The following is a 15,253-nucleotide window of genomic DNA, read 5'->3' on the forward strand; positions in this document are numbered from 1 at the left end:
GAGTAAAGTGATTTTATGATTTAACTAATTTGGCCGCGGCCTCTTCAATTACTTTAATGTCTATCTGCTCGTTTTGCAGTTCACGCTCAGGTGCTATTTTGTTTCCTTCAGCTATAATTTTTTTACTTAAATATATAGAGAATAATTGTAGCAGCGCGATAATGCCAATAGCGTAACGCAGTGCAAAATCTTCAGAAACTGTGTAATACAAAACAAGAAACGTTCCTGCGCCTAAAAGCCTTCCGGCATAAAGCCCGGCTTCATGATTTAATATATATGTAAATTCGCCCCTTCTTTCTATGCGCGATACAATGTCTATAACCCTAAGCTGAATTGGGAAATAAGCTAAGTCCATTAACGGGCGCGCCATAAGCAAAAGCAGTAAAAATACTATAACGCCAGTCTGGTTAAACAAAACCCCGTTAAGGCATGCACCAACAGCAAATAGCACAAGGCCTACCGTAAACGTTTTTATCCTGTCGGCAGGTTTACTAAATCGTCCTATAAAGTATATTATAACAGCTGCAAGTACAGCACCTATAGACTGTGCATTGCCCAGTGCACCTTCTTCGCCTAATATTTTAAAGATAAGCATGGCAGGTGCTGTTACTAAAAAGCCCTGTGCCAGGCCTTTAAACAATGCCAGAGACAATAATTTATACCAAAGTGAGTGAAATTTAAAAAAGATATACTGCTTTTGTACAGGATTTTCGAACCTGCCCATAAAGCACACTACCGATGCCAAAAACGTAATAACGAAGACTACCCCGGTAATTATTAAGTAAGCGGTATGTTTATCTTCTTCGCCGGTTGCAGATTGTATGAACCAACCTATAGTGGCAGGAACGGCAATGGCAATTATGGTATAAATAAATGTTTCCAGCCCGTAATAGTAATTACGGTTCTCGTCGTTTGTAATTGATATGGCAAGATAGTCCCTGTTAGACCAGTACAACCCAAAAGAGAGCCCCATGGTTATACCGGCAACGGCTATACCGGTAAGGTCTAACGTTTTTAGCGACATCATGATAACCATAGAAACACCACTTAACATCATGCCTATGGAATACAGCGTTTTAATATTAAAATGTTTAAGTAAAAAGCCGTTTAATAAAAAAGTAAGCGGGATACCTGTGTAAATGGCAAGCTGGTAAATAACCACTTTAGAGGTGTCATTAGAGTTTCGCATAATGTATGCCGCCACAAAAATATCTATTACCGGCAGTACCAGTGCGTAGACTAAATTCGTTAAGGTAAGGATGCGAAAATTGTGAGTCTGACTTTTAAAATGGTCAAACTCAGATGTAAGTTTCTTAAACATAAGAGTTTATTTTAAGAGTGAGAGTATTTCATTTATAGAAAATTTAGCGCCACACACAAACTCGTCTGATGCTCCATAGTATATTGTTAGTGTATCGCCATCAGGTTCTACAATATGCCCATTTGTAAACACTACATGCCCAAAAAAGCCACTTAATTCATACTCGGCAGCAGGAACCATAATAGGCTCCTCGGTCCTTGCAAGTACTTTTGCAGGGTCGTTAAGATCCAGTAAAAAAGCTCCCAGGCAATATTGGTGGTTTTCGTTGGCACCATGATAAATCTCCAGCCAGCCTTTAGCTGTTTTTATTGGCGCTGCACCGGCGCCCACACGTTTGCTATCCCATAAGCCTTTACGGGTTTTTACTATGCAATGGTGGTTACCCCAATGAAGGCCATCGGGCGATGAAGCGATCCATATAAAATTCCCGCCAATGTCTACACTGCTTGGGCGGTGAAGCGCATAATACAGCCCATTTATTTTTTCTTCAAAAATGGCGCAGTCTTTATTATGTGCAGGCAGAATCATACCGTGCTTTTCAAAGTTTTTCCAATCGGTCGTGGTGCGCAGGCCTACACCTACCCCATTATCTGAAACGGAGGTAAACGTCAGGTAATATTTACCATCTATTTGCGCAACGCGGCAATCTTCTATACCAAATGTTTCTAATATCCCTTCGCCTACTAATGAAGGATAATCTTCCGGTTCATAAAACTTAATGCCGTCATCACTGCATAACAATCTTAAGTGCGATAGCGTAGTTAAATAGTCGCTCCCTTTATAGTTAATAACCCTTGCATCTGTAGCAATAAGTTCGGGATCATTTTTTTCAATTTCTTTAATTATAATGTTTCCTGTCTCTGTAAGGATAGGGAAAGAAATAATACTGTCTTTTTGCTGTGGCCTTTCGGCAACGCGCACAATAAGCCAGGTTTTATCTTTAAATGTAAATACACCGGGATTAAGAAGGCAGGTAATTTCTAAACCGGGTGTACTGGCAGGAATATCGCCCGGGGATAGCAATGGATTCTCTATAAAACGTTTTGCAATGTCTTTCATACTTTATTGTGTTGTAAAAATTTAAAAAACTAACCCGGATGTTATAAGTTATCCGGGTTAACCTTTTGGTAATAATTTTAATAACCGGGATTTTGGGTAAGCGTTCCCGCAGATGCATCTATCTCTGATTGAGGGATAGGATACAGCATGTGTTTAGCCTGGAAGTTTTTGCCATGAGCCGTCATTACCTGTTGTGCAATACCCCAACGCTTAAGGTCGAGCATTCTTTGGTTCTCAAAACCAAGTTCAACTCTTCTTTCAGAAATAAGCCATCCTTTTATTGTAGCCCTGTCAGATGATGCGGGCCTGTCCGGCAAAGTTCCCGCAGGAGGCATTGTACCATCTGCAGTAGCTGTAGTTCTTGCCCTTTGGCGTATCTGGTTAATGATATTTACTGCTCCTGTGTAATCGCCCGTTTCATTTAGTGCTTCGGCTTTCCATAATAAAGCATCTGCATAGCGCATGTATACTTTGTTATTTGCAGCATCGTCATTGCCTTTGTTAGCTCCATTAACACTGCCCAGCATTTTATTTACGTTTTGGTTTGCAGGATCAACAGTATAAAATTTTCTCGGATCATTAGCCTCAAAAGAATTTAAGAAATCAGTACTTGGCGCAAAGAAACCCCAACCCAGCGGCGCACATATACCATTGCCTCTTTTTACAGGCGCAGCATTAGTTTGATGGTCGAATGAAAATATAACTTCATTATCATTATATTCACTGGTAAAATTTTCAAAATAATTTGCATCAAGGCTATATCCTAAAACAGCTAACTCGTCTACCAGTGCAGGCACAGCACCCCAGTCCTGGGTGTATAGAGCTGACTTTGCTAAAAGGGCTATAACTGCACCTTTAGACACACGCCACTTTTCAGTATCAGACGAATATTTTGTGTTAGGCAAAAGAGCTTTTGCCAAAGTAAGATCGCCCTTTATTTGCTCCCAAACAATGGCTTTATCTTTACGTACAGCAACTTCAAATGCTTCCTGATATGACTTTACAGGGGCAAGTATAAGCGGTACATCGCCAAAATTATTTACTAATGCAAAGTAATAGTACGATCTTAAAAAATAAGCCTCGCCAAGTAATTGATTTTTTCGTTCGGATGTAATACCTGTAATGGCCTGAATATCCGGATTGTTTAAAAATTCAATTGCTGTGTTAAGCCTTTTAATAGCCTCATAATTATATTTCCATAAACCGTTAGGGCCTCCATTGGTAGATGTAAAATTAAAATTATTAATTTCGTCTATCCACGGCTGGTCGCCGTCCGGGTTCCATTTTTTTTCCATATCGTCTGAAGCAATATCCTGCAGGATATAATCATTCTGAAATACAAGGCCGCCGTTCCAGTCCCATTGTGCCAATATATTTAAACGATTAGAAAGAAGTTCGTATGACCCTCTTACAGAGTTTTCTATTATGGGTAATGTTGGGGTATTATCTACCTGCTCCTGTGTTAATGTTCCAACCACCGGTTCAGATAGGTCATCATCACAACTTATGAGTACTACAGCACTCATTAAAATTCCAATTTTTATATAATTTTTCATAACATTTTTTTTTATAATTTTATCTTGGCACCAAAAATAATAGTTGCTGATTGCGGATATGTACCTTTATCTATAAGCGATGTAGATTCAGGATCCAGACCGGTATAATCTGTAAATGTTAACAAGTTTTGTCCGGATACATATATACGCAAACCACCAAGACCAGGGATTGCATCTTTACTAAAAGAATAGCCTAACTCTATGTTTTTTAATCTTAAGTAAGACGCATCTTCAACAAAAACACTCGAAACCCTGCTGCCTCCGTTATCATTTCTGGTAACCCTTGGTATAGTATTGCTCGTACCCTCTCCATTCCAGCTCCCTAAGACTGCGGTAGTAGAATTAAATGGCCGGCTGTCATAATCTAAAATTTGTTTAAGGTCATTATAACGATCTACATCCTGCACTCCCTGAAATAAGAAAGAAAAATCGAAGCTTTTATATGATGCATTAAATGATAGGCCATAAGTTACTTTTGGTATCGGATTGCCAATAAATGTCCTATCGTTAGCATCAATCTGGCCATCGCCATTTAAATCTTTAAATCGAATATCACCAGGCTGTCTGTTACCCTGATCCTGATATAGTTGCGAACTGATTTCTGCAGCATTTTGGTAGATGCCATCAAATTGATAACCATAATAAGAACCTATTGGTTGTCCAACCACGGTTCTTGTATTTGTATAGGTATCTTCTATTAATCTAACATTTGGATGTAGTTTGGTAACTTCATTTTTTAGTGTTGCTAAATTTGCATTTACCCCATATTTAAACGCGTGGTCGTTGTCCTGGAAATTTAAGCCAAACTCAAATCCTTTGTTTTCTACAGTGCCCGCATTAACATACGTTCTATCTATCCTACCTACTGCTAAAACAGGTAATTCTATAGTTAGTAATATGTCATCTGTTTGTTTTTTAAAATAATCAGCCGAAAATGTCAGTTTATTATTTAGCACTGCAAAATCAACACCAAAATTAGTTTGCGTTGTTGTTTCCCATTTAACTTCCGGATTTCCATAACGTATTACCTGAGGGCCGTTAGCTCCTGTAGTTAAAACAAATGTTTGAAATGCGTTATTAGGTATTTCCTGATTACCGGCCTGCCCCCAGCTTCCTCTTAACTTTAAATTAGAAAGCCATGCTGTTTTTTTTAGGAAATTTTCATTAGATACAACCCATCCCGCAGAAGCCGATGGAAAATACCCCCATGGGTTGTTAGGGCCAAATCGTGATGATTCATCTGCCCTGATGGTACCCGTTATAAAATATTTTTCGGCATAGCCATAAGTACCCGATGCAAAATAAGACAAGAGGGACCAGCTTTGCTGGCTTCCTGCATTACCCGGATAAGGCAGATTATTTACAAAGTTACCTTGCCCACCATAGTCTAAATACCTGAAAGGATCTGTAGTGTTATCATAATTTTGCCTGCTACCCCCAACTCCCGACTCTTTATTCCTTATTTGTTCTGCACCAAGCAATACGTTTACGCTATGTACATCATTAAAAGTTTTTACATAGTTAAGTGTATTAGACCATGTAAAGGTTACATTTTGGCCTCTGTCTTCATTAAGTCCATTAGGCCTGTTGTTTCTTCCTAATCCGTAGTACTGCGTTTCAGGGTTGGCAATATTAGGGTCTCCGTAGTTCTCTGCAAAGGTTTTACTGTGAAGAAAGCGAATATCGGCACCAAGATTACTCCTGAACTTAAGTGATTTATCTGAAAAGAATGCATATTCTGCATAAATGTTTCCAAACGTTTGAAATGTTTCCCTTACATCATCTGTAAAATGTACAATGGCAAGCGGGTTAGAACTAAATTCGTAATCTTTACTCCAGCCTTCATTGGGGCCTGTATAAAAAGGAAGATCTGTGTAAGGGTCATTTGCAGAATAGGTTGGATCATTCACATCCTTAAATACCGGTATAACTGGTGGACGAATTAATGCATGGCGGATAATACCCGGAACATCGCCGCTTGATGATAACCTGTCTTGTTTTTGAAAGCTTATCTGCACATTGCTGCCCACGGTAAACCTGTCGCTTAAATTTGCATTAATATTAGACCTGAAATTTACACGCTTATATTTATCATTATTTTCTTTAACAATGCCGTCTATACCGTAGTAGCCACCAGAGACAAGATATTGTACTTTATCTGTTGCTCCACTTGCAGATACCTGTAAGTTGTTAGATAATCCCGTAGTAAATAACTCATCCTGCCAGTTAGTATTGGCAAGGTCTGTCCTTGTCCTCCTGTCGCGGGCATACGGGCTCTCTGCATTGGCAGCATTGCCTGTAGTGGCGTGCCATGCCCTGTCTTCCATGGTAAGATACTGGTCTGCATTAAGCATGTGTGGCAGGTTTTGTGCATAATGTATACCTGTAAAAACATCTACATCTAAACTTGTTTTACCTATAACACCTTTTTTTGTGGTAATTATTACAACACCGCCTGCCGCTCTGGAACCATAAATTGCACCGGCAGCGGCATCTTTTAAAACCGTCATAGATTTTACATCATTCTGGTTAAGAAACGTAATGTCACGTGTGGGTACACCATCTACAACATAAAGAACATCATTATTGCCTAAAGTACCTTGGCCACGAATCCTTATTTGCACACCGTCGCCGGGGGCTCCGGTACTTGCCGCAACAAATACACCGGCTACCTGGCCTTGTAATGCCTGTGCAACATCGGGTATACGGGTTTTAGAAAGGTCTTCCATATCTACCTGGGCAACAGCACCGGTTATGGAGCTTTTTCGTTGGCCTACATATCCTGTAACAATAACTTCATTTAATTTTTGGGCATCCTCTACAAGTATGGCATTAATGGTACTGTCGCCTGTAGCGGTTTGCTCCTGTGTTATATAGCCTATGTAACTAAATACTAATACAGCACTGGAGCCACCCATGTTAGTTATAGTATAATTTCCGTCGATATCTGTAACGGTGCTTACAGATGTTCCTTTAATAACTACGCTGGCTTGTGGTAATGGGCCATTAGCATCTGAAACGGTACCTTTAACGGTTTGTGCATAAATGACGCTTCCTGATAGTAAGGTAAATACAAGAAGTAAACTGTAAATTATTTTTCGGTTCATATCAATAATGCTGAATTGTTAATAATAAGTACTTTTTTTTCCATGTTAATAAATAGTTTGGGTTTAATTGTGATAAGGGTTACTATATCGTTTGAGTGATAAAAGTAATGTATAGCAATAAAAACAAGTGTACACTATTTCGTCAATAGTGTACACTAAAGTTAAACAAACTGATTATTAGTTGTTTGAAAAAGAAGTTGCTTTTAATTTATATTGTAACTGATAGTTTTTAGGAGTGGTATTATAGGTCTTTTTAAACTCTCTGTAAAAATAAGAACGGTTATTAAAGCCGGATTTATAGCAAATCTCAGATACTGTAAATACATTTTTACGTAAAAGTTCGGCAGCATATTTTAAGCGTATGGTACGTATAAGGTCGGCCGGAGTCATGTCAAACAGTTCTTTTGTTTTTCTGTAAAGCTGCGATGCGCTAATACCTAATTCTTTTTCGAGATAGGCTCCCTGCAGGTTTTCGTTGTCTATATTTTTACGGATGATCTCTATGACCAGTCGTACAAAATCCCGCTCATTGTTTTGCACAGGCACATCTGTAATAGAGCCTGCGAGGTTATCTTGCGTAAAATGCTGTAATATGAGTGCTTTTTCTTCAAGCAGTTTTTGTATCCTTATAAGTAAATGATCAGGGTAAAAAGGTTTAGGTATGTAAGAGTTGGCACCATTCTCTAAACCTTCTATCCTGTGCTCTACCGAATTTTTAGCCGTTAGCATTATAAAAGGTATGTGGCAGGTGCTTACGTTAGTTTTAATATTACGGCAAAGTTCTACGCCATCCATCAATGGCATCATTACATCGCTTATAATAATATCCGGAACTTCCTGCTCTATAAGCTGCAATGCTTCTACCCCATTATTGGCAGTGATAATTTTATATTTATCAGCCAAAAGATCGTTAAGGAACAAGTGTATTTCTTTCTCATCTTCCACTATCATTACTTTTTTCCTATAATCTTCTATAGAATTAAGGGTTGATATTTTTAAAGGCTCAGCAACATCCTTAGCCACTGTCTCTTCAACCAGATTTTTAAGATGCTGCGAAATTAATATTGTTGAAGACAACTCCATATCTATCTCTTTATTTGTAAATGCGGTTTTTTCGCAGGGCACTAATATGGTAAAGGTAGTGGCTTCATCGGCCACGCTCGATACCAGGACTTCACCACGTAAAACCGTAACAAGCTTTTTAATATAAGCAAGCCCAATACCGGTTCTAAACAAATCAGTATCAGCAGTCTGGTTTGTATCAGACAGAAAGAAACGATCAAATAAAGAATCCAGTTTTTCTTTAGGGATGCCTTTACCGCTATTGGTTATTGTAATATTTAATGTTTTAAAGTCTTTATCCTCTATATGGCATTTAAAGGTTATAGTACCATTAACAGGTGTGTATTTAAAAGCATTAGACATTAAATTGAAAATTATTTTTTCTAACTTATCCTTATCAAACCATCCCGGCATAGCAGATGGTATATCTAACTGATATTCAATCTTTTTATCCATTGCCCAATCGTCAAATAATTCGGCAATTTGCTCTATTAAGTTTACAAGGTCAAATTTCTTTACCGTAATTTCAAGAGAATCATATTCGGCCTTTCTAAATTCTAAAAGCTGTTGGGTAAGAAATAATAACCTCGAAGCATTCCTCTGAATCATGTATATAAACTTTTGATTACGCTCTGTAAGGTTATTAGTTTCAGATAGTTTTTGCACCGGCCCAACAATAAGGGTAAGTGGCGTTAAAAACTCATGGGCAATATTGGTAAAGAACGTAAGCCTGTTTTCATGCAGTTCTTCTTCGTTTTTCCTGAAAAGTATATTTTTTTTTAGCGATTGCCTTTTTAAATAATAACTTCTAACAAAAAGTATAAAGAAAATAGCAAGGAATAAATAAATTGCAGTAGCAAGGTTAGACTGCCACCATACCGGTTTTATCTTAATATCAATAGCATGAACGGGATTACTCCACACCCCGTCTGCATTGGTCCATTTCATAAAAAGGGAGTAATTGCCGCGGGGTACATTAGTAAACGAAACAACTTTTCTGTAATCTATAGCATTCCAGCTCTTATCAAAACCTTTTAGCTGGTAAGCAAACCGGCATTTATCATTATTGGTGTAGGTTAATGCAGCCAGGTGTATATCAAAAAAGTTCTGGTCATGCTTTAAAGTTATTGAAGGCCAAGTGGTTGAATTTGGAGCTATAACCAACCCCTGATAATATGGGGTAGCCTGATTTTGTCCGCTTATCCTGTCTATTAAAAGGTCTGGTATTATGGTTGATTCTTTTATTTTTTGAGGTAAGAAATAGTTAAACCCTTTTATACCCCCCATAAAAATATATCCCGATGTAGTATCGCTATAAAATGCGCCATCGGCAAACTCATTATTTTGCAGGCCTTCATTTTTAGAGTAATTGGTAAATTTGGCCTGGCCTATTGCAAAATCTGATAAACCTAAATTAGTGCTTATCCACAGGTTTGATTTGTTTACAGGTATAATACCATGGATTGTGTTATTAGGCAATCCGTCTTTAACCGTAAAGCTTTTAAAAAAGGCTTTGCCGTTACTGTTTATTTTCGTTAGCATATTGAGGCCAAAACTGGTTCCTATCCACAATTTATTGCTTTCATCCTTAACAAGGCACAATATATCATTATTAGAGAGGCTTTCAGGATCGTTTGCTACATTTTTATATGTATAAAACTTTCCTGTACGTTTATCAAAAAGATTGAGCCCGCCAAGGCGTGTGCCTACCCAAAGCTGGTCTTTGTTTTCCGGGATAATAGAAAATATAACGTTACTGCTAAGCATGCCTGTAACACCTGTTCCTGCAATATATCTTTTAAAATAATTAATTTTTAATTTATTGCCGACCCTGACTATTTTACATTTAATCATGCCATAGCCACTGGTACCTAAATAAATATAGCCATCGGTATCCTGGTATATAGCATAAGTAGATTTAAAATAATCGTATGCTAACGCACCTTCTATTTCCCGCCAGCTTGTGATTTTCGAATTATTTTGATCGTACACCGAAACCCCATCTCCATCTGTACCTATAAAAATAAGGTTGTCTTTACCTTTACATAAGGCATACACAGCATTGTTAATAGTGCTATTACTCTCGTTAAAGTTTTGATATATGAGTGGCCTGTCCTGATTGCGATAAAAATCACCTGAAAAATGGAAAAGGCCTTTACCCTTAGTACCTATCCAAAAAGAATTTTCTCCCGATTTAAGAAAAACCCTCACTATACCACCATCTATTTCAGGTATTTGCGCTTTAGAAACAAGATTAAATGCTTTTTTAAGAGGATACATTTTAAAAACTCCATCGCCATCGGTACCCGTCCATAACACATTTTCGGTACCCTGAACTAAGGTTGTTATTTTTTGGTTTTTCAGGTATTTAGTCCATGGCATATTTATAGTATTGCCTTCAAAATCTATTACAGTATAGCCCATACGCCCGGCAAGCACCAATCCCTGTGCTATGCGGCCTACTATACCTTCAATATTTTTTTCTGGCACAGTTACTATTATCTTGTTATTTAGGTTAAATAGCGAAGCCTGGCCCTTGATGTTAACAGTGCATACTTTATTGTTAGGAAGTACATCAAATGTTTTTATGTCATTTGAAACTAATTTTGTTGCATATACTATTTTTTTGCCATTTGATAAACTGATAGTAAGCAAATAAAGCTTATTGCCCTCAACCAGTACTAATAATTTACCATTAGTTGCAAATTCAATTTTCTTTATGGTTTTGGCAGCAATTACAGGACAATTTAAAGGCGTGAAATCTTTACCGTTATAATAACCAAGTCCCCAGTCTTTTACTGCACAAAATACATCATTAGAATTGTTTAGCGCCATATTAAACTCAGATTCTGATAATGGCGGCTTGTTGTTCCTGGAAAAATAATAATGCTGAAAGGTGTCTGTCTTCTTGTTGTAGCGGTTTATACCATGCATGGTTAATATCCATATATGCCCGGCATTATCTTCGCCAACCTTAAGGATAACCTGATTACTTAAAGAATTTTTGTTGCCTGGCTCCGGCCTGAAAATTTTAAATTCGTTGCCATCATAACGGTTAAGTCCATCCCATGTACCTATCCATACAAGCTTTTGAGAATCCTGAAAGATACAGTTTATAGAACTGTTAGATAATCCTTTGGTATTGTCTAACTGCTCTATTGAATACTTTAAGTTATGGGTTTTAGATGCAGGAGCATATAGATTAGCATCATTTTTGTTTATTTTATATGGCTGATATTGCATACTTTGAAATGCATATATCCGTGTATTAGTGCCAGTAATAAATACACTAAAAAGGAAGATAGCAAATAGTACTATATTTTTCAAAGGGACTTATTTTTCTCGTTTCGCAGCTTTTAAATACTTGTTGTTATAGCAAGCAACCTTAATTATAATGATTTCTTAGTATAAATATTTTTAATTTGTGCCAAGCATTATTCTAACATAACCATTATAACAAATATACAAACAATGCGTATATAAACATATAATTTTACACCCCGTTTTTAAAGATAATTTATATAATTACATTTAAAATTATTATATGTTTAATAATTTGAGCAAGGAGTTAAAATAAAAATAAATAATAGGGTTACTGCGACATCCAAACGCACCTAAATGTCTCTCTGGTTGTACCTGCGCAGGCAGCGATGAGTTTATGAGCAACACACTGCAAATGTTGCGGATATTGCTTAAGGAGTTTATAATAACGCGCTTTAATACCCACGCTGCTTAGTTATACTTTCCGTTATTGTGAGCTTATTGCTGCGAAGCAAAATTGGAATAAAGATTTAGTCAATCTTTATTCCAATTTTACCGTAGAAATCTTTATCACCCGCTTTGGTTTCCAATAAGCTGTGGGCTTTACCTATCTCTGACAATGAGAATACTTTATTTAAGATTGGCTTCAGCTTATTATTTTCAACTAACTTGGTTAACTCATCCATTTTATTCCTGTTCTGTCGGGTAAAGACAAAATGATACGTGGCATTTTTTCCCCAGGCTTCAATAAGGTTTTGAGGCTTTTCTATATCTACCAGGGTAACCACCTGTCCTAACTGGCTGAGGATCTTACCGCTATCCGAGAGCGTATTTCCACCAAGGGTGTCAATAACTACATCAACCCCTTTATTATCTGTCAGTTGCTTAATTGCGGTAATGTAATTTTCATTCTCATAGTCAATCACATAATCGGCACCTAATTCACGAAGAAATTTATGATGCACTTTTCGTGCTGTAGTATATACAATTGCCCCCATAGCCTTTGCGATTTGAATAGTTGGTATCCCTACACCACCCGCACCTCCATGGATCAGGATAGACTGGTTAATCTTTAGCTGGGCCCTTGTAACAAGCATCTCCCAGGCAGTACCTGCTGCTAAAGGTAACGTTGCGGCTTCAAGATGGCTAATGTTTTTTGGTTTAAGGCCAATTATAGATTCGTTAGCACAATGGTACTGTGCGTAACTTCCCTGTCCGGTAAAAATCTCCGGTGTATAATAAACTTCATCACCGATTTTAAAATTCTCAACTCCCGGACCGAGTTCTACTATCTCGCCGGAGACGTCGTGGCCTGTAATGACAGGTAACTTCAGTTCATTTTTATAGTCCCCGCGGCGCACCTGGTAGTCCAAAGGATTTACAGAAGATGCAAATACCCTGACCAATACTTCCCTATAGCCAGGTTTAGGTATTGGTATCTCCACAATTTCGAAATTTTCAACAGGTCCGAATTCTTTTAATATTGCTGCTTTCATATTATATTTAGTTAATTAGGTAAATTCCTTAATGATGTATTAAACTTTTTTAAAGTACATTTTTTATATGCATTGCCAATTCCTGAAGCAATTGCTCATTTCTTTTATAATAGGTCCACTGGCCCCTTCTTGTCGCAATCAAAATATTAGCCACAGCCATTGTCTTTAAATAATCAGAAACTGTAGGCACCGACATTCCTGCCTTTTTGGCGATATCAGATACGCATACGCCTAATTCTAATGCCTCTTCGCTTAGTTCTTCTTTAGGAAAATGCGCATAAGGGTCTTTTAACCACTTAAGAATATTTAAACGTGTCTCGTTCGATAGTGACTTGATTACTTCTAATAACTCCATACTGCAAATTTAGGGAATTACCTAAATGCCTACAAAAAATAATAATTTTTTTGTAAAGGATCCAAATACCTACAGCTTTAAAAATGGATCTTGCCTTTAACTCAGGTTTTCACCGTTTCAATATTCGGGTATTCGCAATATTTACTACATAAAGTTCACGCTCATAAAAAAACATCCGATGAACCGCCAGCTCCGCATTACATAACAATTGATATAAGTTGACGTACAAATTTCAGTAACCGGGAAGCAAAAGACGATGATATTTGCATGAAAATATAATAGACTTAAGCCTATTATTTTAAAGACAAAGTGGAGAAAAAAATTATTTGTTATAGCGATTACGTTTAACGCGGCTAAGTGTGTCCTTATTGAGCCCGAGATAAGACGCTATAAAGTGCTGCGGAAAACGGCCCGGAAATTCGGGGTTACATTCAATAAAATCAGTATACCGCTTTTCTGCAGTAGCGCTTATGGCAGAGGTTAGCCGCCGGTTATTGGCAATTTGGTTTCGCTCGTCAAGCTGCAACTTCATTTCACAAAAGGCAGGTATCTTATGCTGCAGTTCATGAGAACCTTCTTTAGTGATATACAGCAATTCGCAGTGCTCCCACGCGTCAATATTATATAAGCTCGGTGTGAGCATCGAAAAGCTTTCCCTGTCACCCATCCACCAGTTCTCTACACCCATACGTACAATATGCTCAATGCCTTTATCATCCACTGAATACATTCGCATGGCACCTTTCACGATGAATGCAAAATTCTTGCACAGGTCGCCAGCCTGCAGCAAAAATTGCCTTTTCCTTAATCTGGCCGGAACAAATATCTGCCTTATCAATTCCTTTTCTTCCTCTGAGATTGGATCGGAACTGAATTTTTTCAGGTATTCAAAAAAAGCTTCATGCATATTCCCCTCGTATTGTTAATAGTAATAAATATTCTAATAAATAATAAATGGTAGCTATGGCAAATATAAAGCTAATGAAAGAATTTTCAAGTAGCAAATCGATTATGATTATGCAACCTGCTAAAAAACTGATATTTAATTTGGGTTAAATTAGGCATCGTTCTCACCTTTCGCAGGAAACAGGTATATAATACTGCAACCAAATAGACAAATGACTACGCTATTTTCAGGTAAATATCATCTTTAATTCCTAATCAAAATATGAAATTTGTTATATCGGTAACAACAAATTTTACTAAAACAGTGAAGGTAAATTCTGCAAAGTGCCAAAAAAAATTGCATCTGCACTGGGCACTGTCCATAAAGCAAGGCTCGTGTATGGGCATTCTTCTGATGAGGAAATTCTAATAAAAGTCTTTACATCTGAATTTTAATAATATTTATAAAACTATCAAAAAAATGACAAACAATCAAAAAAAAGGCCTTGAGGCCCTTCTCCGTCCGGAAGACAGTATTGTAGTACTGATCGATCACCAGCCTTTTCAATTCGCTAACCTCAACAGCCATGAACCCACTATGATCATCAATGCGGTGACCGGGCTGGCAAAAGCGGCTAAAGTTTTTAATGTGCCAACTATACTTACTACAGTAGTTGAAGAGCGCGGCGGATTGCTAATTAAACAAATCCAGGACGTATATCCGGAACAAAAGCCAATAAATAGAACATGGATCAATACCTGGCAGGATCCTGCAGTTACCGATATTGTAGCTAAAAGCGGCCGCAAGCAGCTGATTATTGCAGGTCTTTGGACAGAGGTTTGCGTAGCTATGCCAGCTATTCAGGCAGCAGCCGAGGGCTATGATGTATTCGTAGTAACGGATGCATGCGGCTCAGTTACACCTGAAGCTCATGATCAGGCCGTACGCCGTATGATACAACATGGTATTACGCCTATCAACTGGGTAGCCGTTACCTCTGAATGGCAACGTGACTGGGCTCGTCTCGATACCGCATCTGCATTAGCAGGTTTGATGATTGAGCATACGGGTGCAACAGGTGTGGCTTATGCCTGGGAGCAGCAGCTCCTTAACACCCCGGTGCCGGCGAAATAGTAATAATATTAAAAAG

Annotated in this window: 9 protein-coding genes; 1 reads left to right on the top strand and 8 read right to left on the bottom strand. The window is 37.8% G+C overall.

Annotated elements, in window-relative coordinates; genetic code table 11:
- Positions 1-13 precede the first annotated feature (13 nt).
- From F565_RS0101610 to F565_RS0101645, 8 genes are all read right to left on the bottom strand, one after another.
- Positions 14-1,321, bottom strand: a complete 1,308-nt coding sequence (locus F565_RS0101610) for an MFS transporter (RefSeq protein ID WP_020211439.1) — start codon at positions 1,319-1,321, stop codon at positions 14-16.
- Between the two features lie 6 nt (positions 1,322-1,327).
- The gene (locus tag F565_RS0101615) at positions 1,328-2,380 is read right to left on the bottom strand and encodes a glycoside hydrolase family 130 protein (protein WP_020211440.1); all 1,053 of its coding nucleotides are present in this window, start codon (positions 2,378-2,380) and stop codon (positions 1,328-1,330) included.
- A 77-nt stretch (positions 2,381-2,457) separates the two neighbouring features.
- On the bottom strand, positions 2,458-3,936 hold the full coding sequence (locus F565_RS0101620; RefSeq protein WP_020211441.1) for a RagB/SusD family nutrient uptake outer membrane protein: 1,479 nt from the start codon (positions 3,934-3,936) through the stop codon (positions 2,458-2,460).
- Positions 3,937-3,947: 11 nt separating this feature from the next.
- On the bottom strand, positions 3,948-7,043 hold the full coding sequence (locus F565_RS0101625) for a SusC/RagA family TonB-linked outer membrane protein (protein WP_020211442.1): 3,096 nt from the start codon (positions 7,041-7,043) through the stop codon (positions 3,948-3,950).
- Positions 7,044-7,220: 177 nt separating this feature from the next.
- Positions 7,221-11,348 carry a hybrid sensor histidine kinase/response regulator transcription factor gene (locus F565_RS0101630; protein WP_154652504.1) on the bottom strand — a complete coding sequence of 1,376 codons (4,128 nt, stop codon included), beginning with the start codon at positions 11,346-11,348 and terminating at the stop codon, positions 7,221-7,223.
- Positions 11,349-11,896: 548 nt separating this feature from the next.
- Positions 11,897-12,862 carry a zinc-dependent alcohol dehydrogenase family protein gene (locus F565_RS0101635; protein WP_020211444.1) on the bottom strand — a complete coding sequence of 322 codons (966 nt, stop codon included), beginning with the start codon at positions 12,860-12,862 and terminating at the stop codon, positions 11,897-11,899.
- A gap of 49 nt (positions 12,863-12,911) precedes the next feature.
- On the bottom strand, positions 12,912-13,217 hold the full coding sequence (locus F565_RS0101640) for an ArsR/SmtB family transcription factor (RefSeq protein ID WP_020211445.1): 306 nt from the start codon (positions 13,215-13,217) through the stop codon (positions 12,912-12,914).
- A gap of 322 nt (positions 13,218-13,539) precedes the next feature.
- Positions 13,540-14,124, bottom strand: a complete 585-nt coding sequence (locus F565_RS0101645; protein ID WP_020211446.1) for a Crp/Fnr family transcriptional regulator — start codon at positions 14,122-14,124, stop codon at positions 13,540-13,542.
- A gap of 459 nt (positions 14,125-14,583) precedes the next feature.
- Between F565_RS0101645 and F565_RS0101660 the strand changes: the two genes are divergently transcribed.
- Entirely contained in the window at positions 14,584-15,237 is a 654-nt protein-coding gene (locus tag F565_RS0101660; RefSeq protein ID WP_020211448.1) for a hydrolase, read from the top strand.
- Positions 15,238-15,253 lie beyond the last annotated feature (16 nt).

The sequence above is a fragment of the Flavobacterium rivuli WB 3.3-2 = DSM 21788 genome (genome assembly GCF_000378485.1).
In the GTDB taxonomy this organism is placed as follows: Bacteria; Bacteroidota; Bacteroidia; order Flavobacteriales; family Flavobacteriaceae; genus Flavobacterium; species Flavobacterium rivuli.